Below are 26,408 nucleotides of genomic sequence, written 5' to 3'. Positions count from 1 at the left end.
GGATTTAGGTGGGGCACTTTACGACTGTCTTTATTTTGATATTCGGCCCGCAATAAGTATCTTAAGGCGGCAAATCAAAACGTATGGCAACACCCCCGGCAGAGCAATTAAAGAGAGTTTTAAAACCAGTCCATTTATGGGCGATAGCTGTAGGGCTGGTGATCTCTGGTGAATACTTTGGCTGGAATTTTGGATGGGATGTTGCCGGTACAATCGGGATGCTTATAGCCACAGTGGTTATAACTGTGATGTATATTACGTTCATTTTCAGTTACACAGAACTCACCACGGCAATTCCGCATGCAGGCGGGGCCTTTGCCTACGGCTACCGGGCCATGGGGCCATTTGGCGGCCTGATAGCCGGTTATGCCACGCTTATTGATTTTCTTTTTGCATCGCCGGCAATCGCTATTTCCTTAGGGAGTTACCTTCACTTTTTATACCCCGAAATCCCGGTTATGCATTCGGCTTTGGTATTTAATGCGGCATTCCTGTTGCTTAATGGTTTCGGTGTAAAAGAATCTGCTGCATTTTCGGTATTCATAACCATTTTGGCGGTTGCCGAATTGGTTTTGTATTTAGGTATAGTTTCGCCTCATTTTAAAATGAGTAACTACATGAGTAATCCAATGCCTTTTGGCTGGGGAGGTGTATTTGCCGCCCTTCCGTTTGCCATATGGTTTTACCTTGCTATTGAAGGCGTAGCGATGGTTGCCGAAGAAGTTAAAGACCCGCGAAAAGATATACCTAAAGGTTACATTAGCGCCCTGGCTACATTGGTAGCATTGGCATTAGGCGTAATGATTGTTACCGGCGGGATAACCGATTGGCGCAAACTAAGCACTTTAGATTACCCCTTGCCCGAAGCAATAGGGATTGTACTGGGCAAGGCAAGCGGCTTAACCAAAATATTTGCCAGCATCGGCTTGTTTGGGCTGATAGCATCGCTTCATGGCACTATTCTGGCATCGTCAAGGCAGGTGTTTGCCATGGCCAGGAGTGGTTATTTACCAAAGGGATTAGATATCGTAAACCACCGGTTTAAAACGCCGCATTGGGCGTTGGTTGTAGCCGGAGCCGTTAGTTTTATCGCCATTTATATTGGTACCCATACAAAAAATGGCACCTCACAAATTTTGGTGCTGTCGGTTTTGGGTGCAGTTGTCATGTACATTATGTGCATGGTGAGCTTGTTCATCCTAAGGAAAAAGGAGCCAAGGCTTCCACGACCATTTAAGGCACCTGTGTACCCCTGGTTTCCGGGTATAGCGCTGCTTATAACAATAGTAAGTTTATTTGCCATTATGTGGTTTAACTTTACGGTGAGCATTATATTTTTTGCAGGCCTGCTCCTGATCAGTATTATATTTATCCTTATGGGCAAACACAAAGTAGCCCTTACAGACGAAATGATGGCAACGCCTGATCTGTAAATGAACAAAGATACCCGTAAGCACCAATGAACTAATGAACCAGTGAACTAATGAACAAAAATGCCATACCGCCACACCATACGACATAAGGTTTACAAGTTTCAGGATTTGAAAACTTTGTTGGGCAAGGCATCGCCCTACCGCTCGGGCGATGAGTTGGCCGGCGTATGCGCCGGTAGCTATGAGGAACGGGTTGCCGCGCAAATAACCCTGGCCGATGTGCCGCTCAAAACATTTTTAAATGAGGTTGTTGTGCCTTATGAAGAGGATGAAGTAACCCGTTTAATTATTGATAGTCATGATGTTAAATCATTCAGCCAAATAAGCCATTTAACTGTTGGCGAATTACGCGATTGGTTGTTAAGTGATGAAACAGGCACCCAAACCCTAACGGATATTGCCGATGGACTGACGCCCGAAATGGTTGCAGCAGTATCTAAACTAATGCGCAACCAGGATTTAATTGCGATAGCAAAAAAATGCAGGGTGGTAACCAGGTTTCGTAATACAATTGGGTTAAGCGGGCATTTTAGCACCCGTTTACAGCCAAACCATCCAACAGACGATCCGAGAGGGGTGGCCGCGAGCATTATCGATGGACTCTTACATGGCAGTGGCGACGCCACCATCGGTATAAATCCCGCTACTGATAGCCCCGCCGCGGTAAGTAGTTTATTAAGGCTTATGGACAATGTTAGGCAGCAGTTTAATATCCCCACGCAAACCTGTGTATTAAGCCATATTACTACCACTTTACAACTGATTAACGAAGGTGCACCAGTGGATCTTTGCTTTCAATCAATTGCAGGTACCGAAAAAGCCAATACAAGTTTCGGTATCAGCCTCAATTTAATTGAAGAAGCCTACCAGGCAACGCTATCACTTAACCGCGGCACGGTGGGCAATAATGTCATGTACTTTGAAACCGGACAGGGGAGTGCACTATCTGCCAATGCCAACTTTGGCGTTGATCAGCAGACCTGCGAGGTAAGGGCATATGCAGTAGCCCGTAAATTTAAACCGCTGTTAGTGAATACAGTAGTTGGTTTCATCGGGCCTGAATATTTATATGATGGCAAGCAGATCATCCGGGCGGCATTGGAAGACCATTTTTGCGGTAAGCTGCTTGGTTTGCCCATGGGCTGCGATGTTTGCTATACCAACCACGCCGAGGCTGACCAGGATGATATGGATAACCTGTTAACCCTGCTGGGCGTGGCGGGTTGTAACTTTGTAATGGGTATTCCGGGTGCTGATGATATTATGCTTAACTACCAATCCACCTCATTCCATGATGCCCTATACCTGCGCAAAGTACTTGGCTTAAAACCAGCGCCCGAATTTGAACAATGGTTAATAAAACAAGGAATTATCGACACCAAAGGTAATATGATACCAATCGACTCCGGGCACGGGTTGTTAGGAGCGATGGTTTAGGAGGAGTTGGTGGGAGCAGGTGAAAGGGAAAAGGCGAAAGGTAAGAAAGGCAGGTGTAAAGAATATGGGGTAAAGGACAGTTTAAAAAACAGGCTTTTACTTTGATATAGAGACATGAAAAGAAATATCCCCCACGAAATAGAACCCTTAAAGGCATTGCAGGAGTTTACTACTGCCCGCATAGCTATTGGCCGTGTGGGTACAAGTATCCCGCTGAAACAATCTCTTGATTTTAAACTGGCCCATGCCCACGCGCGCGACGCGGTTTATTCGGAATTGAATATCAATTACTTAACCGATGTATTTAAACAGTTTAGTTTGCCAGTACTGCAGCTGCACAGCCGGGTAACCCATCGCCGGCAGTATCTGCAACGCCCGGATTTTGGCCGTAAACTGAATGAAGCTTCGTTAAGCCAACTGGAAGATTATTTTATTCAAACCGATATCGCCATCATTATAGCCGACGGACTTTCGGCGACGGCCGTAAATGAAAACACATTTGGCCTGCTAAAAGAACTTATCCCGTTGTTACTGGCTGCTGGTTTTAAGTTTGCGCCAATAAGCCTGGTTGAGCAAGGCCGGGTAGCTATAGGCGATGATATTGGCTATAACCTTAAAGCGCAACTATCTCTTGTGCTTATTGGCGAAAGGCCTGGATTGAGCTCGGCAGATAGCGTAGGAGCGTACCTCACTTACGCCCCTAAACCCGGGTTAACAGACGAATCCCGAAATTGCGTTTCAAACATCCGCCCCAAGGGCCTTACCTATAAAAAAGCGGCCAAAAAGATATTTTACCTTATCAGCGAGGCATTTAAACGAAAACTATCCGGTGTAGAATTGAAGGATAATGCCGGATTGATTGAGTCGTAAGTTGCATGTCTGAAGTCGTAAGCCCACAGACGAACTTGCGACTTAGTACTCAAGACTTATCACTTTTTTACCGGCCTTTGCTGGATAGTACCGTTAAACGATATGGCATCGCGGTTGGTGCTGATTACCTGGAGAGACGCATAACCATCCGAACTAACAGTTAGATACAGCGATTGTACATCGCGCGAATCGCCTATGTTTTTGTTGGTGGGCTTGATGGTGATGTTCCAGCCGTCTTTTTTGCCGGCCTTTAATGCATAAGTGAAGTGGGTATTGGTGAATTTAATACCGCCCTCAGTTGAGCCATATGAAGGTGCTACATAAGCGCGGCCAAAATAGGGAAGGTAGGCAATAATCGTATCTTTTGTTATCGTTAAATCGTAATCGGACGACGTTAAGGCCCTGCCGGCGCCTCTTGAAGGATTCACATAATTGGCATCAAAAACAAAGTTTTGACTTTCGATAAGTTGTTTTACTTCAGCAACACGGGCTGCTTTTTTTTCCTGGCGGGTCTGTGCGCCTGCCATATTTATGCCGATAAAAATAAAGGCAGCAACTACAGATATTCTATTCAATAATTTCATAATAAATGATTTAAAGTTTAGACAAGGATGCCGGTTTATGGTTTATTCCATAACAAATTTAACATATATTTAAATAAAAAAGCCACCCGTTTTTGCAGGTGGCTTTTGTTATATCAGCAATAATCGTTAAATCAAATTAACGCTGCGATTTACAAATTCGGTAAGTTCGGCACCGGTTAATAAACCTTGCGAAAGCAGGGCCAGGTCAAATGCCTGTTTTGATAACTGCGCTTGTACTTCTTCGTTCTCTTCCTGTAAAATGCGGGTTATCAATTTGTGGTTGCCATTAACAATTACTTTGTAATTATCGGGCATATTGCCATAAAAGCCCATGCCGCCACCCATGGCCGCCATGTCTTTCATACGGCGCATAAACTCATCCATGGTTACGGTTACCGGTAACTCATCCGGATTAAGGCTCTCTAATTGAACACTGTATGCCGGTTTGTTAATTGCTTTGTTGAAGATATCTTTAACCTTGGTTGATTGCTCATCCGTTAAAACCGATTCAGGCGCTTCGTCTTTTTTAATAAGCTTATCGGCCACATCAGCATCAACGCGTTTCAACGAAGTTTTCTCCAGTTTTTGCTCCAGCTGGCTAATGAAGTGGTTGTCAATAGGCGAGTTCATCACCAATACATCATAACCTTTTTTGTTGGCCGATTGGATAAACGAATCTTGTTTGGCCGGATCGTTGGTGTAAATGTAAACCAGCTGACCGTCTTTATCGGTTTGGATGGCTTCAACTTTTTCTTTGTATTCCGGTAAGGTAAAGTTTTCTTTTTTGGTGTTACTTACCAAAACAAAATCTTTGGCTTTATCATAAAACTTATCTTCGCTTACCATACCGTATTTTACAAACAGGCCAATGTCGGTCCATTTTTCTTCGTAAGCTTTACGGTCGGCTTTAAACAGTTCTGACAATTTATCAGCTACTTTTTTGGTGATGTAGCTGTTTATTTTTTTTACATTGCTATCGGCCTGTAAAAAACTGCGCGAAACGTTCAAAGGAATATCCGGCGAATCAATTACACCATGTAACAGCATCAAAAACTCAGGCACTATATCCTTCACTTCGTCGGTAATAAATACCTGGCGGCTAAATAACTTGATCTTGTTTTTCGAGATCTCAAAATCGTTTTTCAGCTTAGGGAAATACAACACACCGGTAAGGTTGAAAGGATAATCAACATTCAGGTGGATCCAGAATAACGGGTCTTCGCTGAAAGGGTAAAGCTGTTTGTAAAAGTCAAGATAATCCTGGTCTTTTAATTCAGATGGCGCTTTTGTCCAGATAGGGTTAGTATCGTTAATGATATTATCTTCCTGAACATCAATGTATTTAGGTTTTCCTTCTTCGTCAACACCATCCTCAACAGATTCGGTTTTGGTGCCAAATTTAATAGGCACAGGTAAAAATTTACAGTATTTGTCAAGGATTTCCTGCAATTTGTATTTGCTCAAAAACTCTTCCGATTCGCTGTTGATGTACAAGGTAATCTCGGTACCGCGCTCGGCCAAAACGCCTTCGCCAATTTCAAATTCGGTGCTGCCATCACAAACCCAGTAAGCTGGTTCGGCGCCTTCCTGGTAGCTAAGTGTTTGTATTTCAACTTTGTCGGCCACCATGAAAGCGGAGTAAAAGCCTAAACCAAAGCGGCCGATGATCTCGTTGGCATCCTTAGCTTCCTTGAATTTTTCCATGAACTCAGTAGCGCCCGAAAATGCTATCTGGTTGATGTATTTTTTTATTTCTTCGGCGGTCATACCCAAACCATTGTCGGATATGGTGATGGTTTTCTTAACCTCGTCAAATGCAACTTCAACGCGCAGATCGCCAAGTTCGCCGCTATATTGGCCTAAAGAAGCCAGGCGTTTTATTTTTTGGGTAGCATCTACAGCGTTAGATACCAGCTCGCGCAAAAATATCTCATTATCAGAGTAAAGAAATTTCTTAATTATCGGAAAAATGTTTTCGGTGTGGATTGAAATGCTGCCTTTTTCTTGCATAATATTGATATATAAATGGATTAATATTAATTTCTACCTGCAACCATCAATGCATGTTCCAAAGCAGGCGAAGTTGTCAAATTGGCAGACTAATAATTTTGACCTCGTTTTCAAATGGTATATTTTATGAGACTTTTTAGCTATTTTTTGACATTTTTCGGGTACTTTTTTAAACTTTTTTGCAATTTTTTATCGCTTTTTCCAAACATGGTTTTTGTCGGCTAAAAACAGTTGTAAAAATTAATATTTTATTATTTTTACGACACCTGAGGTAACCTTAACATGAATAAAATATTTCCCGCAAGTCCCGTTCTATTCCTTTTTGTATTGTCGATAATTGGTTGCAAAAACAAAGTGAAAGACAAAACTAATTTTGCCAAAACGGTTAAGGCGCATTTTGTTACTCAAGAAAAAAACATCACTGCTGAATAACAGATAAGAAAGCGTTCAAAACATTTTTTAACAATTCAATAGTTGCGACATCAGTAACGTTGCCCTCCCCATCCATCTTCGACCTTATAAAAGATATATTCAGCTTTGCGCCATCGGCAACCTGCGCGTTTAGTGCGCCAAGGATCAATAGCATGGCGGCATGTGCAGCCTCGCCACCTAAGGATGCGGTGATTAGAGCCACCGGTTTATCTGAAAACGAAGCGCTTGATACCATCCAGTCCAGCATGTTTTTTAGCTGGCCGGGTACGCCGAAAGCGTATTCGGGTGTGCAGATGATAACACCATCCACCTGTTTTAATAGCTCCCTTAATTCAAAAACCGGTTCGGGCGGGTAATCATCATCATTGCCAGGGTCAAAAGGAGGGATGAGGGCCAGATCGCTGTAAATACTGTAATCAACATCAGCAGATACCAGGGCACCTAAGTATTTCAGGATATTGTGGTTTGTTGAACCAGCCCTGAGGCTGCCGGGAATGGCCAGGATATGTTTCATGGTAAAAAGTTATTTGTTCGAGCCTAACCAAACTTACGAAGTTTTTAAAACTTCGTAAGTTTCCATCGTAATCAGGTTCAATTCTTTTTATGTTCTGGGAGGGCCGAACAAACAATAAAAATAAAATTCAAGCTAAAATGGTTTAGCAAATGACTTCGGGCTTTAAATGGTAATAAATACCTATATTGATCTACAATCCCTGACTGCTAAACCGATAACCGACGACATGCCGGGAAGATGCCTGTGAGGACACAGGCATCGGGAAAAAGCATTTGTTTCCTGTCATGCTGAGTGGTAAAATTTCGCGAAATTCTGAAGGGAGAATGACAATCAAAAATAAACGACTGTCATCCTGAGGAACGAAGGATCTATTCGCGAACTTTTTTGGCGGTTATGCATGGCGTAGAATAGATCCTTCGCTATCGCTCAGGATGACAGAAAATGAAACATGTCATGGGTAGGCACGAAGCATCTACCCGCGAACTTTCCCAGCGGTTATGCATTGGCGACGAATGGATTCTTCGTACCAGGATGACAATCTCTATCCTGCTAATCAAAAAGTTCCCCCTTCAGGGGGTTAGGGGGCTTACGGCACAAACTGCAGTATAAACGATGATCCTTTGCCCTCGGTTGATAATACCTGGATGTTGCCTTTGTGCAGCAGCATAATTTGTTTACATAGGCTTAAACCAATACCGCTGCCGGTTTTTTTGGTGCTAAAGAAGGGGATAAAAATTTTATCCAGCAGTTCGTGCGGCATACCCATACCGTTATCGGTTATTTTAACCAGGGTTTTATTGTTGTTTTGGGCCTCGGCAGATAGGGTGATGCGGGGCTCATCGCGGTCTTTAACGGCTTCAATGGCATTCACCAGCAGGTTAATCATTACCTGCTCTATCAGGTTTATATCGGCCTCAATAGCCAGGGCAGGGTCGCGCAGGATAATTTCCAGTTCGATGTTCTTTTTAGATAGCGTTGGCTTCATCAGGCTGTTCAGGTTCTCGAAGAGGTTGCGCACCAGTATCCTGTCGCGTTCCAGCTTGGTTATCTTGTTCAGGCTGCGGTAACTTTCGGTAAACTTCAGCAAGCCATCGCTACGGCGTTTAATGGTATCTATGCCCAGCTCCAGGTCTTCCAGTTCCGAGGCTTCCATGGTGTCGGTAATTTCGGGGCTTTGCAGGCGATTTTTCAAAGTATCGGCCAATGACGAAATGGGCGCAACCGAGTTCATGATCTCGTGCGTCATCACGTTCAGCAATTTCGACCATGCTTTCGATTCCGTTTCATCCAGCGCCTCGCTCACGTTTTGAAATGCCAGCAGCTTGTACAGCTTATCATCGCTGCGCATCATGCTTGATGTTATTAAAATTTTTACCATCTGCTGGTTGCGGGTAATGCTGATGATATTGCTTTCGCCGGGTTTTAGTTTAACCAGTTCATCATAAAGCGCAGGCTCTCTTTTTTCAAGCGACTGGATGGTTTTAAGATAAGGGATGCTGAGCAGTTTTTTAAAGGCTTCATTAATCCAGCTGATGTTGCCGGTATCTTCCTCATACGATAGGATGCCAGTATCTACCAGTTCCAGTATCTTTTGCAGGTAGTGGTATTGGGTTTCGCGTTCGCGGCTTATTAATTTAAATGTGGTGTTAATATCATTGAAGCCTTTACGCAGCGGTTTTAATTCGTTTGGTGCTTTGCGTACATCAAAATGGCGCGAGAAATCGCGGTAGTGAATGGATTCAACAAACTGGTTTACCTCGTCCTGCGCCTTTTTCTGAAAACGTATCATCTCTATCACGGCGTAAATTACCAGGGGGATAAATATCACCAGGTATAGCGGCTGGCCTTTAACCGTTACATAAGCGGCGGCAGTGAGCGCCAGGAATAATAAAAAAACACGCAGCAACAGCCGCCATTCGTAACGGTTAAATATCATATTTGCTTAATCTGCGGTACAGGGCAGTACGGGTTAATCCCAATTCTTTGGCAGCACGGGTTATGTTGCCGTTATGTTTTTCAATAACTTTTAAAATAGCGTTTTTCTCCAGTGTGCTTAACTGAATGTTGTCATCATTGATGTTATTATCTGTCGGCGTTTCCAGTATAGAAAAAATGAGGTCATCGGGCCTTAGCGTACTGTCATCGGCCATAATAACCGCACGCTCAATAGTATATTGCAGTTCGCGTACATTACCCGGATAGTTATATGATTTTAATTTTGTTAAAGCCGGCCCGTCAAAATCCATGGCAGGTTTCAGGTATTTGCTGGCATACAATTTGGCAAAATGCCTGGCCAAAATCACAATATCCTCGCTGCGGCGGCGCAACGGCGGCATATTAATCTCAACGGTGTTTATCCGGTAAATTAAATCCTTCCTGAAACGGTTTTCATTCGCCAGTTCGCTCATCGGCACGTTGGTGGCGCATATCAGCCTGATGTCAACATCCACTGCCTTGTTGGTTCCTAAACGGGTAACCTGGCGGTTTTGCAATATGGTGAGCAATTTGGCCTGCTGCTGTAAGCTGATGTTGCCAATCTCGTCTAAAAACAGGGTGCCGCCCTGGGCATCTTCAAAACGGCCGGCGCGGTCTTCCCGTGCATCGGTAAACGCGCCCTTTTTGTGGCCAAATAATTCGCTTTCAAATAAGGTATCGGTAAGCGCGCCTACATCAACCTTAACAAAAGGCTTATCGGCACGTAACGATCGTTCATGAATAGCTTTGGCCATCAAATCTTTACCTGTACCATTTTCGCCTAAAAGCAAAATATTGGCATCGGTAGGGGCTATTTTATTTACTTTATAAAAAATATCCTGCATCACTTCCGATTCGCCCAATATCGATGTATCCCCCGCAGTATTTTTCGCAGGTGCTTTGGTGGCTTTGGCACCACCTTCCTTTTTATCCAATAGCTCTTTTATGGTGCCTATCAGCTTTTCGTTATGCCATGGTTTTACCACAAAGTCGTCGGCGCCTTCTTTTAATGAGCGCACGGCCAGGTCAATATCGCCATAGGCGGTTATCATAATTACGCAAACGTTGGGCTTCCAGTCTTTTACTTTGCGTAGCCAGTACAAACCCTCGTTGCCGGTATTAATGGCACTGTTAAAATTCATATCAAGCAAAACCAGGTCAACCTCGTTGCGTTGCAGTAACCAGTTCAGGTTTTCGGGGTTCTTCTCGGTTATCACCTCGCCGGCCTGGGTTTTTAGCAGCAGCTTTACGGCAGTTAGTACATCCGGGTCGTCATCAACAATAAGAATAGTAGCTTTTTTTAGTATCATGTTTTTAGGTTCATAGTTGATCGGTCATGGCTCATGGCTCTATTTTGTTGATTGTTATATGACAGACACCTGTTAAACTGTAAATGTTACAGCACCGGCGGTTGCTAACCTTAGCCATGAACCATTAACTATGATCCATGAACCACCTGCAACAAACCTCCTGCCATGAACCATCAATAATGAACCATGAAGCAAACAAAACTTTCTGCAAATTAATAATTGAATGCATAAGTTTCACTCCCTTAGTATAAATACAAATATTGATATAGTTAGGGGCGATAAAATTAGTAATTTTAGTATTGGTAAATATATGGGTTACGGGGTGTACTCGCGCTATTTTAGTGTATCAATACCGAACACCTGATGTAACAGAAGCGTACGCCCTAAATACGTAATATGTATTTAATGTATTGAAAAACAGTGTTTTAATTTGTGGCATGTGTTTTTGTAACCATTATTCAAAATATCATAAACTACAGTGGACAGAAAAATTGAGAAAAAGACCTGGAACAGCAAACGAATATTAACTATTGCTGGCATTGCAGGCATAATTTTATTAATAGGGGGCAGTATTTATTTTACATCGGGCAAAAGCAAATTAGATGTTGATACCGAGCGCATAACTATCAGTACTATAACTAAAGGCCCGTTCCAGGAGTTTATACCTGTTAACGGTACCGTGATGCCATTAACCACCATTTTTCTTGACGCAACAGAAGGCGGCGAGGTTGAAGAGCGCTATGTTGATGATGGCGCCATGCTGAAAAAGGGCGATCCGATATTAAAACTAAGCAACGTTGACGAGGAACTTAACCTTGCTACACAGGAGTCGGCAGTATTTGCAGAGCAAACCCAGATGCAAATTTCACATAATAACGCCAACCAGGCTACCATTAACAAATTAAACACCATGGCCGATGTTGAAAATGCATTTAAAGAAGCCAAAAGGATATATGAACTGGATAAAAGGCTTTACGATCAAAAAGCGATAGGATTGCAAGAGTATCAATCGGCAAAAAATAGCTACGATTACCAGGTAAACCGCCGTAAACTGGCTATCCAGATTTTGAAGCAGGATACGTCGCTGGTTAAGCAGCAAGATCAGCAGTCGCAGGAACACTACGCTCAAATGAAGGCTGCACTGGCGCTTATGCGTAAAAAAGTATCCAGCCTTACCTTACGGGCGCCTATTGACGGCCAATTGACTAACCTTGATGCCGAAGTTGGCCAAAGCAAAACCAAGGGTGTACGTTTAGGCCAGATTGACGTACAATCGGGCTTTAAAGTACGGGTTGATATTGATGAGCATTATTTATCACGCGTGTTTCCGGGACTAAAAGGCGATTTTCAGTTTGCCGAAAAAACATATAACATGGTTATAAAAAAGGTTTTTACAACGGTAACGGCCGGCAGGTTCCAGGTTGATATGCAATTTGTGGGCGAAGTGCCTAAAGGGATTCGTAAAGGGCAAACGCTGCAGGTTAGATTGGCGCTTAGCGACGAAACCACAGCAGTGCTGGTGCCTAAAGGCGGCTTTTTCCAGCAAACCGGTGGCAACTGGATATTTAAAGTGGCCGAAGATGGTAAGCGTGCTTATAAGGTTAACATTCAGCTTGGCCGCCAAAGCCCCGACTATTTTGTGGTAACCGATGGCTTAAATCCTGGCGATAAGGTAATTACATCCAGCTATGAAACGTATGGCGATATACAGGAATTGGTGCTGAAAAAATAAGCAGCGGGCCCCACCCAAACCCTCCCCGGAAGGGAGGGCTTTAAAATGGGAGCGGATAAAAAAGTCTCCCCAACCGGGGGAGATTTAGAGGGCGCTGGGCTTTTTTACTGTGTTACTGCAACGAAACGCTGATGCTAAACGTCATATAAACAGATAATTAATTTAATAAATAATAATATAAACCAAATCAAACAAACATCGTCTGCCGAAAGGCAGATTATTCAGGAGGGGCAAATGATAAAAATTACTAATCTCGAAAAATTTTACCGCACAGAAGAGGTAGAGACCATAGCCTTAAACAAGCTATCAATTGAAATTGCAACGGGCGAGTTTGTGGCCATTATGGGCCCGTCTGGTTGTGGTAAATCAACATTGTTAAATATCCTGGGTATGTTAGACGACCCGGATGAAGGCAGCTACGTTTTTAACGATATTGAAGTAGCCCATTTTACCGAGCGTAAACGCGCCGACCTGCGCAAGCACAACATCGGTTTTGTTTTCCAGAGCTTTAACCTTATTGACGAGTTAACTGTGTTTGAAAACGTTGAATTACCGTTGATTTACACCGGCGTACCATCGGCCGAGCGTGTTAAAAGGGTAGAAGAGGTGCTGGATAAAATGCAGATTATGCACCGCCGCAACCACTATCCGCAGCAGTTATCGGGCGGTCAGCAACAACGTGTGGCCATTGCCCGCGCGGTTGTAAACAAGCCAAAACTGATCCTTGCGGATGAGCCTACCGGTAATCTGGATAGTACCAATGGTAACGATGTAATGGAACTGTTAACCGACCTGAACGAGCAGGGTACAACCATTATCATGGTTACACACTCTGAGCACGATGCCCGCTACAGCCACCGCATCATCAGGTTGCTTGACGGCCAGGCCGTTGTAGAAAACATAATGGTATAAAACCAAAAGTGTCGTCTGCCCCAATAAAAAGATAGTTTATATAAGTTAATGTTGTTAAAGCCGGCCCTCCGCGATGGAGGGGCCTGGCTTTCTTTCGTTCATTGGTTCACTGGTTCATTAGTTCATTGGTGGATGGGCGGAGAATTTGCAAAGCGAATTTGCGCCCGGCAAGGCCAATAAACAGGTGAACTAATAACCCAATGAACCACCAGCCAAGACCATTGGATTTACTGCGCCACACAGTACCAATGAACTAATGAACCACTGAACCAATGAACTAACAAAATGATAAAGAATTATTTAAAGATCGCGTGGAGAAACCTGATCAGGAATAAGGGGTTCTCCTTAACCAATATCCTGGGATTGACTATCGGTATGACTTGTTCTATCTTCATTTTTTTATGGGTGAAGGATGAGGTTTCGTTTGATAAGTTTCATACCAGCCATGACGATATTTATAAGTTAATGGCCAACCGGGATTTTAAGAACAGCATATTTACCGACGAGAATATGGCTTTCCCGCTGGCCAAAGCGCTGGAAACCGGCAACCCGCAAATAAAATACGCGGTAATGACATCGCACCAGGAAACGCACATGGCGCAGTATGGTAATGTAAAACTAAATAAAACAGGTTACCAGGTAAGCGATCAGTTCTTTAAAATGTTTTCGTGGAAATTTATCAGGGGAGATGCTAAAACGCCTATTAATGATCCCCGGTCGATAGTTATTACCCAATCGGCCGCCAAGGCATTTTTTGGAAACGACGACCCCATCAATAAAGTAATTAAGATAGACAACCAGCTTAACTTTAAAGTGAGCGCCGTAATTGCCGACCCTCCGGGCAATTCTACCTTTCAGTTTGATTTTATAGCCCCGTTTGAATATTCATCTGCCGATAGCAAAGCCCGCATGCATGAGTGGACAAATTCATCAAATTTTGTTTTTATACAAGCTACGCCTGGCGCTAATCCGCAAGCTTTAGATAAGTATGTTAATGATGTTAAGCATAAAAACGATACGCACGATGCCATAAGTACCTATTACACCTTCGCGATGAACAGGTGGCACCTGTATGGCGAATTTAAAGATGGTAAAAACATAGGCGGCATGATTGAATATGTAAAAATGTTTACCGTAATAGCAATCATCATCCTCCTGATAGCCTGTGTAAATTTCATGAACCTATCAACCGCGCGGTCTGAGAAACGCGCCAAGGAGGTAGGCATCCGCAAAACATTAGGATCTGATAAAAAGCAATTAATTATCCAGTTCTTTTTTGAATCAATTATTCTTACCTGTATAGCCTTTGTATTTGCCATTGCTTGCGTATACCTGCTGATGCCATTGTTTAATACATTGGTGAGCAAAAACCTTCACCTCGCTATTTTCGACAGGTTCTTTTTAACGGGTATGGTTACCATTATCCTGTTTACGGGTATTGTAGCGGGTAGCTACCCTGCGTTATACCTATCGTCATTTAACCCTGTTAAGGTATTGAAAGGCACTTTTGCGGCCGGTAAAAGTGCGGTATTACCAAGGCGCATCCTGGTAATAGGGCAGTTTGTAATGTCGATATTGCTCATTTCGGCTACCATTATCGTTTACCAGCAAATTCAGCATATTAAAGGCCGCGGCATAGGGTATAACCCCAATAACCTGGTGATGATACCTTCATCGCAGGCGGTTGATAAAAACTACGTGGCTATTAAGCAGGAACTATTTAACACCAACCTTATCAGCGCCGTTACCCGTACATCGGCACCTATAACAGAGGTTTGGTGGAAATCCGGTTCGCCGGATTATGATGGCAAACCTGCCGGCGCTATCATTTTTTCGGGCTTAAGTACCGATGTTGATTTTACCAAAACTATGGGTACCAAGGTACTTATGGGGCGCGATTTTAACGCAACGCCCGGCGATTCGGCCGTGATGCTGTTAAATAAGGCCGCTGTTGATGCCATGAACCTTAAAAGTCCTATCGGCATGGTAATGCGTTACGGTCCGCGTAAATATACCGTGGCCGGTGTTATCGAAAATATTGTAATGGAATCGCCTTATAAGCCTGTAGAGCCATTGATGGTTTACTATAGCCCCAACGGATCAAACAGGGTAACGGTGCGGTTAAAAGATGGCGTAAAGCCGCAGGCGGGCATACAGGCCTTGCAAACCATTTTTAAAAAATATAACCCCGAAAATATTTTTGAATACCAGTTTGTTGACCAGGAATTTGGCAAAAAATTTATCACCGAAGAACTAATCAGTCGTATTACCAACATATTTGCCGGCCTGGCAATTTTTATTTGCTGTATAGGGCTGGCCGGTTTAGCATCGTTCACTATCGAAAAGCGTTTCCGCGAAATTGGTGTGCGCAAGGTGTTAGGCGCATCGGTGCAACAACTGCTGATGCTTATCTCGACCGAGTTTTTAAAGCTTGTACTGGTAGCCTTTGTGATTGCTGTGCCACTATCGTGGTGGCTCATGAGCGATTGGCTTCAAAAATACACCTATCATATCAACATCAGCATTTGGTTGTTTGCCGCCGTTGGTATTATTATACTGGCGCTTACCCTGGTGGTAGTAAGCCTTAACACCCTTAAAGCAGCGCTGGCAAACCCGGTGAAAAGCCTGAGGAGCGAATGATTTTGGTTCATTAGTTCACTGGTTCATTGGTTTATTGGTGGAAAGCGGCGAGTTTGCATAATTGATTTGGTTAATGCCATGTTGCCAGCTTGTTAACCATACAAGCCCAATGAACTAATAAACCAGTGGACTAATGAACCACCATATAAGACCAATGAACTAATGAACCACTGAACCAATGAACTAACGAAGATGATCAGGAACTACATTAAAACCGCCATTCGTAGCCTTACGAAAAATAAGGCTTATAGCTTTTTAAATATTTTTGGCTTATCAATTGGTATAGCCTGTGCGGCACTGATATTTTTATGGGTTGAAGATGAAGTGAATTTTGACAACGTATACACCAAAAAAGATAACCTGTACATCGTTCGCGAGAATCAAAAATACGATACCTATGTATTTACAGAAAGTTCGACACCTGGTTTAATGGGGCCGGCTATGAAGGCCGAGATTCCGGGTGTAGCCAATACCTGCCGCACAAGCGAGGGTACCACCTCTTTATTGTTTTCAAAAGGCGACAAATCTGTTTTTGCCGATGGTAAATATGTGGAGCCATCGTTTTTCAGCATGTTCAGCACTTCGTTTGTACAGGGAAATCCGGCTTCGGCCTTTAACGATCTGCATTCGATCGTAATAACAGAGAAGGCTGCCATTAAATTTTTTGGAAACACTAAAACCGCGCTTGGCCAGTACATCAAAGTTGATAATAAACAGGATTATGTAGTAACCGGTGTGGTAAAAAATTTACCGGCAAATGCTTCCATCCAATTTGAGTGGCTAATGCCGTTTAAAATATATTTTGATCAAAGTCCCTGGCTTACCAATTGGGGCAACCAATCGTTATCAACTTATGTGGAGTTGAAACCGGGAGCCAGCGCCAGCCAGGTTGATAAAATATTATACAACTACATTATAAAACGATCGCCCAGGTCTTTAGGACACGCGTTCCTGTTTGGCATGAACCAGTGGCACCTTTACGACGACTTTAAAGATGGCAGGCAAACCGGCGGCGGCCAGATAGAGTACGTGCATTTGTTTACCGTTATAGCCTGGATAATACTCTTCATCGCCTGTATCAACTTCATGAACCTGGCTACTGCCCGCAGCGAAAAACGTGCACGCGAAGTAGGCGTTAGGAAAGTATTGGGCGCAGGCAAAAATTCGCTTGCGTTACAGTTTATCGCCGAAGCTGTTTTTATGTCGTTAATAGCGGCTGTGGTAGCTGTGGTTATAGTTTACGCGGCATTGCCGGCATTTAATACGCTGGTGCAAAAGCAACTGGTAACCGGTTTTAGTAAGCCGGTACATATTGCCGGATTGCTGCTTATAACGCTTATCTGCGGTTTGGTTGCGGGCAGCTATCCATCCTTGTACTTATCATCATTTAGCCCGGTATCGGTTTTAAAAGGCGTTAAGATAAAAGATAGCGGCGCGGCGCTGATTCGTAAAGGGCTTGTGGTGATGCAATTTACCGCATCCATAGTGCTCATCATCAGTACCGTTATTATTTACCAGCAAATACAACATATTAAAAGCAGGCAATTGGGGTTTAATAAAAACAACCTTATTGAAATTGGCCTGCAAGGCGACTTAAGTAAAAACTTTGACGCCGTAAAACAGGATTTGTTAAGCTCGGGTAATGTTGACAATGTTGCCCTTAGCGATCACGCTATTATTTACGGCGGCAACAACACTTCCGGGCTCACCTGGGATGGAAAGCCGCCCGGCTCGCAGGTGCTGATATCGCAACGCTACGTTACCCCTGGTTTTTTTGAAACGGCGGGCATGAACCTGGTAGAAGGCCGCAACCTCACTGTTGCCGATACCGGGCGCCCTTTACGCATGGTAATTACTAATTCGCTTGCCAAATTAATGGGTAAGGGCAGCGCCATAGGCAAAAGGGTACATGGCGAGGGCGATACTACCTCGGCCACAGTGGTGGGTGTGGTTAATGATTATGTATACGGCAATATGTATGGCAAGCCAGACCCGGTTATGTTTTTTAGCACCGACCCCAAAAATACAACGGTAATGTACGCGCGGATTGCCCAGCATAAACCAATTGAAACATCCCTGAATATTATTCGCGATGTGCTGAAGAAAAATAACCCGGCTTATCCCTTTGATTACCGTTTTGTAGACGATCAGTTTAACCAGATGTTTTTAAACGAGATGCTGATCAGTAAACTATCAAGGGTATTTGCTACGTTGGCCATCATCATTTCCTGCCTGGGCCTGTTCGGCCTGGCTGCCTATACTGCCGAGCGGCGCACAAAAGAAATAGGCATCCGAAAGGTTTTGGGTGCAAGTGTATTAAGTGTTGCAAGCCTGCTATCTCTTGATTTTCTGAAGCTGGTGGCGTTATCCTGTTGTGTAGCTTTCCCGGCTGCTTATTGGGTTATGCAAAACTGGCTTAAAGGTTACCAGTACCACATCGGCATAAGCCTGTGGGTATTTGCAGCGGCAGGTGTAGCGGCAGTTATTATTGCTGTGGTAACAGTAAGTTTTCAATCTATCAAAGCAGCGATTGCAAACCCGGTTGATAGCCTGAAGAATGAGTGATATGGTGAGTGAGTGGAACTAAGCGTCAAGTTAGGGTTTAGAATTTAGGGTACCCATCATCTACAATAGCCGAGGTGATCAGGGTCTATCTGCCCATAAAAGAGACCCTGATCACCTCGGTGAAGAATCTGCGAACAGAATATTTATTGTTTTTTGATGCAACGTTGCGAGTAATAATGTCGTCTTTATTATAGAATTCAACTTATCCGCATCATATGTTTAAAAATTTTATAAAAATAGCCTGGCGCAATTTGCTGCGTAACAAATCATTTTCATTAATCAACATATCGGGCCTGGCTATAGGTATGGCCAGCGCGGCGCTTATCATGTTCTGGATCCAGAATGAGCTGAGTTACGATCAGTTTCATCAAAACCGCGATAGGTTGTACCAGGCCTATAACCGTGCTGTATTTGATGGCAAACTGTGGTGCTGGGGAACCACACCCAAGATTATGTCGAAAACTTTAAAGCAGGATTATTCTGCTGTTGAACAAAGCTGCCGCACAACATCGGCCAATTTCTTGTTTACCCTTGGCGATAAACACCTGAACCTTAATGGTGATTTTACCGATCCTGATTTTTTGACCATGTTCAGCTTTCCGCTGGTAGCGGGCAATCCCAAAACAGCGCTTAATACCATTAACTCCATAGTTATTACGCAAAAACTGGCAAAAAAACTATTTGGCGAACAAGACGCCATGGGGAAAGTAGTACGTATTGACAGCGTTGATCATTTTACGGTAACAGGGGTAATGAAAGATTTGCCCAACAACACACGTTTTGATTTTGAATACCTGATGCCCTGGAGCTACCTGAAAAAAACAGGGGGCGATGATGAGTACTGGGGCAATAATTCGGTACAAACCTGGGTGCTTACCAAACCCAATGTAACCGAAGCGCAGCTGAATAAGCAAGTGCTCAATATCACCAAATCGCACTCCGACCAAAAAGACCAGGAAGTGTTTATGCATCCCGCCGCCAAGTGGCATTTATATTCCAAATTTGAAAACGGTAAAATAACCGGCGGTAAAATTGAATCGGTAAGGTTGTTTGCTGTTATAGCAGCATTTATTTTATTAATAGCCTGTATCAATTTCATGAACTTAAGCACAGCCCGGAGCGAAAAACGCGCCCGCGAAGTTGGTATCATGAAAGCGATAGGCGCAAAAAAAGGCTCGATTATAACACAATTTTTAGGCGAAAGTATCCTGATAGCATTTATTGCAGGTATAATAGCCATTGTTATTGTGCAAATCAGCATGTCGGGCTTTAACCAGTTAACCGATAAGCAGTTGTTTGTGCCCTACGCAAGCGTTTATTTCTGGCTGACGGGCTTAGGTTTTGTTTTGTTTACCGGCGTAATAGCGGGTAGTTACCCGGCTTTCTTCCTGTCGTCATTTAAGCCTGTTAGCGTGTTGAAAGGAACATTTAAAAAGGTGGACGCCGTAATTAGTCCCCGCAAAATATTGGTGGTGGTTCAGTTCACTTTCGCCATTGTGCTTATCATCTGTACCATCCTCATCCGCGACCAGATGCAATACGCGCAAAACCGGGACCTTGGCTACAAAAAGGACAACCTGGTGTACACCATGATGTCGGGCAGTATCGATAAAAACTTTAAAATGATCCGTAACGAGCTGGTAAGCAGCGGGGCGGCAGTATCGGTTACCAAAACCAATTCGCCGGTTACCCAACGCTGGAGTGACAGCTGGGGTTTCGACTGGAAGGGGAAAGATCAAAGCCAGAAGATAGATTTTATCATGTACAATACCGATGGCGACTTTGTAAAAACAATGGGTTTAAAAATAGCCGCCGGCAGGGATATCGATGTAAATACTTATCCTACAGATTCGACCGCTATTTTGCTTAACGAGGCCGCAGTAAAGGTGACCGGGTTTAAAGACCCGATAGGGCAGATCATCAAAAGGGATAACCACAATTTGGTGGTGGTGGGCGTTATTAAAGATTTTATCATCGAATCGCCATATCAGCCTGTTAAAGCCATGATTATCCAGGGGCCAAAATCATGGTTCAACGTGGTTCATTATAAGCTTAACCCCAATAATACTACCGCCGAAAACCTGAAACGCGCGGAAGCTGTGTTTAAAAAATATAACCCCGAGTACCCGTTTGAATATCATTTTGTTGACGATGAATACGCTAAAAAGTTTAACGACGAGCAAAAAGTGGGCACTTTGGCCAGCCTGTTTGCCGGGCTAACCATATTTATATCATGCCTCGGCTTATTTGGCCTTGCCGCTTACATGGCACAAAACCGGCAAAAAGAAATTAGTGTACGTAAGGTACTTGGCGCATCTGTATCAAACCTTACCGGTATGTTATCAAAAGAGTTTTTAATGCTTGTGCTTATCTCCTTCGTTATAGCGTCGCCAATTGCCTGGTGGGGCATGCACAAATGGCTGGAAACCTATACTTACCGCATCACTATCCAGGTTTGGGTATTTGTAATGGCAGGCCTGGTAACCGTAATAGTTGCACTGGCAACCGTCAGTTTCCAATCTATCAAAGCCGCATTAGCCAACCCTATTAACAGCTTGCGGAACGAATAAAGTCGTTCATTAGTTCACTGGTTCATTAGTTCATTGGTCTTTTCTTTTCGTTCATTGGACACTGGTTCATTAGTCCTGTCTGATGCGTGCAGGTGATTTCAGGAAGCCAGGCTTAAAACGTTCCGTCCGCTATGCCCGCGTTCCAATGAACCAATGAACCAATGAACCAATGAACCCTGTATCATAATCGTACACCTACTGTTACGCCTGCGTACAGTTGTAATTTGAATTTTAAATTAACTATTTGATTTTCAGTTGATTTTATAATTGGTATGTGTTTTAAACTGCATTACTGGTAATTACATCACAATGCTTAAAAATTATATTAAAACCGCATGGCGTAGTTTAAAACGCAATAAAATATTTTCGTTTATAAATGTGTTTGGCCTATCGGTTGGCCTGGCCTGCTGTATGCTGATTACCGCTTACGTATATAGTGAATTAAGCTACGACAGGTATCCGCAGGATGCCGGGCAGATTTATCGCGTAGGTATTAAAACTATCGAAAACGCAGGAATAAGCGACTACCCCAGCGTAGATGTGGCCGTGGCCAAAGGCATTAAAGATCAATACCCACAGGTTAGCGATGTAACCAGGCTTACCGGCCGCAAGCCATCGTATATTGAGTATAACGGCAAAAAGTTTAAAGAAGAACACCTGTTTATGGTAGACGCTAACTTTCTGCAACTGTTTTCAATCCCCATAATTGACGGCGAAAGTAAAACCTGCCTCAAAGATCCCAATAGTATAGTAATCACCGCAGCATTTGCAAAAAAATACTTTGGTAATGGCGCGGCTGTAGGCCAATCATTACTGGTAGACGGCGAGCCCTATAAGGTTACCGGGGTTATTGAAAAAGTACCTGACAATTCCCACTTTCATGGCGACGCGTTTTTTAGCATGAATAATTATGTACGAACCGCGCAGCAAACCTGGAGCAACATTGGTTATTTCACCTACATACAATTAAACAAGAGCGCCGACGCAAAAAAGCTGGAGTCGGCGTTTCCGAATGACCTGGTCAAAAAGTTTGTAGTGCCCGAAATTGCCCACGACATGAATGTAAGCCTGGCCGAGGCAAGCAAATCTGTGAATACCTTCCTGTTTTATTTACAGCCCTTAACTGATATTCACCTGCACTCGGCAACAAAATACGAGATAGAAGCTAATGGCGATATTCATTACGTTTACATATTTGGTGTTTTGGCTATATTTATTTTGATGCTGGCCTGCATTAACTTTACCAATTTATCAACCGCCAGTTCGGCAAAACGGAGCAAAGAAGTTGGCATCCGTAAAGTATTGGGTTCAGAAAAAAGCGGGCTTATTTCGCAGTTCCTTACCGAATCGGTACTGCTTACATTAGGGGCCATGGTGCTGGCCATCGTAATGGTGTACCTGCTGCTGCCGGTTTTTAATGATCTGTCGCGCAAGCATATTAATATTAGTTTTTTTGTGAGTTTCCAGGCCATAATTACCGAAGTGTTGCTTGTTTTTGTAGTTGGGGTTATAGCCGGCATTTATCCTGCATTTGTATTGTCGGGTTTCCAGATCATTGCCGTATTAAAGGGCGGTTCGGGCACTACCAGGCAGGCAAGCAAAAATTACCTGCGCAGCGGCCTTATCGTTTTCCAGTTTGCAGTATCTACCGCGCTCATTATAGCCACCTTTGTAGTTTACCAACAATTGCACTATATGCAAAACAAAAAACTGGGTTACGATAAAGACCAGGTACTGGTAATAAATGAAACTTATTCGTTACGCAATAACATTGACGCATTTAAGCAGGAGTTGCTGCGTAATCCGCAGGTTATGAATGCCACCATATCCAGCAGCGTTCCCGGTTCAGGGGGCGGTATTGATGGCACGCAGATAGATGCCAAGGAATTTAATGACAAGGGCGGCCATGCCGAAATTCATACAGATATTTTTCATGTGGATGAACACTATATACCCACTTTAGGGATACAGATAGTAAAAGGTCGTAATTTTTATCCGTCGTACCCCGGCGATTCAATGGCGGTAGTTGTTAACGAGGCCCTGGTGCGCGACCTGGGTTGGGGTAAAAGCGATCCGATAGGTAAAACCATTGTCCGCTCGGCAAGGGCTCAATATACTGTTGTAGGGGTAGTTAAAGATTTTCATTATGTATCTGCAAAGCAAAAGATAGCGCCCTTGATGTTGTTGCCCGGCCATAGCATAAGTTCAATTATGGTTAAGGTAAAAACAAAAGATATTAAAAAACTTATTGCCGATATGCGCACGCAATGGGATAGCTTTAAAACTGATTTGCCTTTCAGCTATTCGTTCCTCGACGAAAAGTTTGCATCACTTTACGCATCCGAACAACAAACCGGCAAAATATTTACCGTGTTTGCGCTTGTTGCCCTGATCATAGCCAGCCTTGGTTTGTTTGGCCTGGCAGCATTCATGATCAGGCTAAGGGTTAAAGAAATAGGCATCCGTAAGGTTTTGGGCGCATCAACAGGGAGTATTACCACATTATTATCAAAAGAGTTTTTGAAACTTATTGTAATAGCGTCGCTCATATCATTCCCCATAACCTGGTACGCCATGAGCAAATGGCTGCAGGATTTTGCCTACCGCATAAGCATCCAGTGGTGGGTGTTTTTATTAGCAGGCTGTATTGCATTACTGGTGGCTGCAATAACCATCAGCTTTCAATCGGTAAAAGCCGCATTGGCCAACCCGGTGAAAAGTTTGAGGAACGAGTAGGTGAGTTGTGAGTTGTGAGTTGTGAGTTGTGAGTTGTGAGTTGTGAGTTGTGAGTTGTGAGTTGTGAGTTGTGAGTTGTGAGTTGTGAGAAATTGCCTGTCAATTTAAGAATTATAGTTTAACGTTGGGATTTAGAGTTTAGGATTTGGATTTTAGAATTTAGGATTTGGTTTTTAGAACTTAGAGTTTGGGATTTAGAATTTAACCACACAGTTATGATAAAGAATTATTTACGCAGTGCATTACGGAACATTACCAGGCACAAATTTATATCGTTCATCAATATATTTGGATTAACCGTTGGGTTAACCTGTTGCCTGCTGATTGTGGTTTATGTGATAAACGAGACGAGCTATGATAAGTTTAATGCCAATGCCGATGATATTTATCGTGTTACCCGCAGTTTTAATACTGCCGATGGTATTGATAACTTATACCTGGGGGCTGTTGCGCCACCGGTAGGCCCGTTGCTTAAAAATGAATTCCCTGATATTAAAAAGTTTACGCGGATACTGCCAAACGGCAGTGCAGTTATCCGTTATAAGGATAAGCTGTTTAACGAAGATGGATCGTATTTTGCCGACGAAAATTTCTTTGACTTTTTTAGCATAAAAACTATCCATGGCGATCCTAAAAGTGCCCTGGCCGAGCCCTTCAGCGTGATGCTGACTCCCGAAATGGCACGCAAATATTTCGGAAACGAGGATCCGATGAATAAGGAGTTCCGGTTTAATAACCAGTATAATTTTAAGGTTACAGGCATTTTTGAACCTTTTCCCGCAAATGCTCAATTGCACCCTCAACTGCTTTTATCTTTTGCAACATTAAATGACAATACGGTTTATGGCAAAAAAGGCCTGGAAACCAATTGGGGCAATAACGCGTTTTTCACTTATCTGTTATTTCCAAAGGGTTATAATGTTAATACCGTAGCCGCGCAATTTCCTGCTTTTTTAGATAAGTACGTGCATTTTACTGGTCAGCCGGCAAATTACCGCGAATCAAAATTTAGTAAATTACATTTTCAAAAACTATTGGACATTCACCTTAATTCACACCTGGATGATGAATTGGAGCAAAACGGCGACATCAAAAGAGTTTATATATTTTCGGCTATCGCGTTGTTTATCCTGCTGATAGCCTGTATTAATTACATGAACTTATCAACCGCGCGGTCCACCCTTAGGGCTAAGGAGATAGGCATCCGCAAGGTAATAGGAGCGCAGCAAAAAGAAATCATTACCCAGTTTTTAAGCGAATCTGTATTGATAACCGCTTTTTCGCTCGTGTTAGCTTTGGTTATAACCTGGCTTGTTATGCCCCTGGTTAATCAATTTTCGGGACTGCAGTTGAATTTTAACAACTTATTGCAGCCACAAATTGTATTGTCAATTGTGGCCATGCCTTTTGTAATTGGTATTATCAGCGGTATTTATCCTGCAATATTTATGTCGTCGTTTAAACCAATAAAGGTATTAAAGGGAATTTTAAAGGTTGGTTCGGGCAATATCTCGTTCCGGAAGGTATTGGTGGTATTGCAGTTTTCCATCTCTATTATTTTAATAGTGGCCACTACTATTGTTTTTCAGCAGTTGCGCTATATGCAGCAAAAATCACTTGGTTTTAATAAAGATCATTTGATAACCATGGGCAATCCCTTTAACGCCACCCAGTTTGATGTGTTTAAAAACGAAATATTGAAGAACGGGAATATTAAAGATGCCGGCCGTTCGTCAAGGATCCCATCCGGCCGTTTGTTGGACGACCAAGGCATCCAGGTAATGCAGGGGGGAGTGCTGCAACCTGTTAAAGCAGCTGTAAAATACATCAATACCGATTGCAGTTTTATACCCACCTACGGGATGAAAATGGCTGCAGGCCGTAATTTTTCAAAAGATTTTGCAACAGACACTAATAACTATGTTATAAACGTGGCTGCATCTAAAGTGTTAGGGTGGAAAACCCCGGAAAGCGCCATTGGTAAAGAGATAAGCTATGGCGGCGTTAAAGGAAAGGTGATAGGTGTAGTTAACGATTTCCATTTCGAGTCGTTACACCAGAATATCATTCCGTTGTTGATGACGATGCCTTCGCTTTCAAATAACAACAACAATTATGGCAGGCTATCGATAAAAATTGATGGCAGCCATGTTCAGCAGGCCATTAATACGCTGGAGCAAACATGGAAAAAATACCAGCCTGAAAGCCCTTTTCAATATACCTTCCTTGATGAAAAATTCCAGAAACTGTATGACAGCGAGCAACAGCAAGGCAGCTTGTTTACTATATTTTCTTTCATTGCCATATTTATAGCTTGCCTGGGCTTGTTCGGGCTATCGGCATTTACTATTAGTCAAAGGGTTAAGGAGATAGGCGTGCGCAAAGTATTAGGCGCCAGCATCCCGCAAATAGTAACCGAATTATCTAAAGACTTTTTAAAACTGGTGCTTATAGCGTCGGTAATCGCATTGCCCATAGCATGGTATTCTATGAGCAAATGGCTGCTTGATTTTGCCTTCCGCATCAGCATCCAATGGTGGGTGCTTGTAATGGCAGGTGTTATCGCGGTAGTTATCGCTTTTTTAACTATCAGCTTTCAATCCATCAAAGCAGCATCGGCAAACCCGGTGAAAAGTCTTCGTAGTGAGTAGTGAGTGGGCAGTTGTGAGTTTACAGTTGGCAGCGAAAA

General features: G+C 43.2%; 15 protein-coding genes. 10 read left to right on the top strand and 5 right to left on the bottom strand.

Features of this window, described 5'->3' with window-relative positions; genetic code table 11:
- Window positions 1-83 precede the first annotated feature (83 nt).
- The 3 genes from eat to eutC all read left to right on the top strand — a co-directional run bounded on the left by eat (window position 84) and on the right by eutC (window position 3,740).
- Window positions 84-1,433 (top strand): ethanolamine permease, encoded by a 1,350-nt coding sequence (gene eat / locus FSB76_RS00360; protein ID WP_147051632.1) that lies wholly within the window; start codon window positions 84-86, stop codon window positions 1,431-1,433.
- A gap of 60 nt (window positions 1,434-1,493) precedes the next feature.
- A complete protein-coding gene (locus tag FSB76_RS00355; protein ID WP_147051631.1) occupies window positions 1,494-2,870 on the top strand; it encodes an ethanolamine ammonia-lyase subunit EutB in 1,377 nt (458 codons plus the stop codon).
- Window positions 2,871-2,984: 114 nt separating this feature from the next.
- Window positions 2,985-3,740, top strand: coding sequence for an ethanolamine ammonia-lyase subunit EutC (gene eutC / locus FSB76_RS00350; protein ID WP_147051630.1), 756 nt, complete (start codon window positions 2,985-2,987; stop codon window positions 3,738-3,740).
- Window positions 3,741-3,799: 59 nt separating this feature from the next.
- Here eutC and FSB76_RS00345 read toward each other — a convergent pair whose 3' ends face one another.
- The 5 genes from FSB76_RS00345 to FSB76_RS00325 form a co-directional block, all read right to left on the bottom strand.
- Window positions 3,800-4,324: a DUF4251 domain-containing protein gene (locus FSB76_RS00345; RefSeq protein ID WP_147051629.1), complete on the bottom strand. Its 525-nt coding sequence runs from the start codon at window positions 4,322-4,324 to the stop codon at window positions 3,800-3,802.
- Window positions 4,325-4,450: 126 nt separating this feature from the next.
- Window positions 4,451-6,334 (bottom strand): molecular chaperone HtpG, encoded by a 1,884-nt coding sequence (gene htpG / locus FSB76_RS00340; protein WP_147051628.1) that lies wholly within the window; start codon window positions 6,332-6,334, stop codon window positions 4,451-4,453.
- Between the two features lie 418 nt (window positions 6,335-6,752).
- Complete coding sequence (locus FSB76_RS00335; RefSeq protein WP_147051627.1) at window positions 6,753-7,280, bottom strand: NADPH-dependent FMN reductase; 528 nt, start codon at window positions 7,278-7,280, stop codon at window positions 6,753-6,755.
- 586 nt (window positions 7,281-7,866) lie between these two features.
- On the bottom strand, window positions 7,867-9,216 hold the full coding sequence (locus FSB76_RS00330; protein WP_147051626.1) for a sensor histidine kinase: 1,350 nt from the start codon (window positions 9,214-9,216) through the stop codon (window positions 7,867-7,869).
- Window positions 9,206-10,564 carry a sigma-54-dependent transcriptional regulator gene (locus FSB76_RS00325; RefSeq protein ID WP_147051625.1) on the bottom strand — a complete coding sequence of 453 codons (1,359 nt, stop codon included), beginning with the start codon at window positions 10,562-10,564 and terminating at the stop codon, window positions 9,206-9,208. Before FSB76_RS00325 ends, FSB76_RS00330 begins: the two co-directional genes overlap by 11 nt.
- A gap of 478 nt (window positions 10,565-11,042) precedes the next feature.
- On the opposite strand from FSB76_RS00325, the gene FSB76_RS00320 reads away from it, so the two are divergent.
- From FSB76_RS00320 to FSB76_RS00290, 7 genes are all read left to right on the top strand, one after another.
- Window positions 11,043-12,296 carry an efflux RND transporter periplasmic adaptor subunit gene (locus FSB76_RS00320; protein ID WP_147051624.1) on the top strand — a complete coding sequence of 418 codons (1,254 nt, stop codon included), beginning with the start codon at window positions 11,043-11,045 and terminating at the stop codon, window positions 12,294-12,296.
- Window positions 12,297-12,530: 234 nt separating this feature from the next.
- Window positions 12,531-13,208: an ABC transporter ATP-binding protein gene (locus tag FSB76_RS00315; protein ID WP_090652755.1), complete on the top strand. Its 678-nt coding sequence runs from the start codon at window positions 12,531-12,533 to the stop codon at window positions 13,206-13,208.
- Window positions 13,209-13,493: 285 nt separating this feature from the next.
- Complete coding sequence (locus FSB76_RS00310; RefSeq protein WP_147051623.1) at window positions 13,494-15,848, top strand: ABC transporter permease; 2,355 nt, start codon at window positions 13,494-13,496, stop codon at window positions 15,846-15,848.
- Between the two features lie 192 nt (window positions 15,849-16,040).
- Window positions 16,041-18,413, top strand: a complete 2,373-nt coding sequence (locus tag FSB76_RS00305) for an ABC transporter permease (RefSeq protein WP_147051622.1) — start codon at window positions 16,041-16,043, stop codon at window positions 18,411-18,413.
- Window positions 18,414-18,628: 215 nt separating this feature from the next.
- Window positions 18,629-20,983 carry an ABC transporter permease gene (locus FSB76_RS00300; protein WP_147051621.1) on the top strand — a complete coding sequence of 785 codons (2,355 nt, stop codon included), beginning with the start codon at window positions 18,629-18,631 and terminating at the stop codon, window positions 20,981-20,983.
- A 309-nt stretch (window positions 20,984-21,292) separates the two neighbouring features.
- Window positions 21,293-23,719, top strand: a complete 2,427-nt coding sequence (locus tag FSB76_RS00295) for an ABC transporter permease (RefSeq protein WP_147051620.1) — start codon at window positions 21,293-21,295, stop codon at window positions 23,717-23,719.
- A gap of 215 nt (window positions 23,720-23,934) precedes the next feature.
- Window positions 23,935-26,370, top strand: coding sequence for an ABC transporter permease (locus FSB76_RS00290; protein ID WP_147051619.1), 2,436 nt, complete (start codon window positions 23,935-23,937; stop codon window positions 26,368-26,370).
- The last annotated feature ends 38 nt before the right edge of the window (window positions 26,371-26,408 follow it).

This window comes from Mucilaginibacter ginsenosidivorax, from assembly GCF_007971525.1.
Taxonomy (GTDB): domain Bacteria; phylum Bacteroidota; class Bacteroidia; order Sphingobacteriales; family Sphingobacteriaceae; genus Mucilaginibacter; species Mucilaginibacter ginsenosidivorax.
This window is presented reverse-complemented; position numbering and strand designations above follow the sequence as displayed.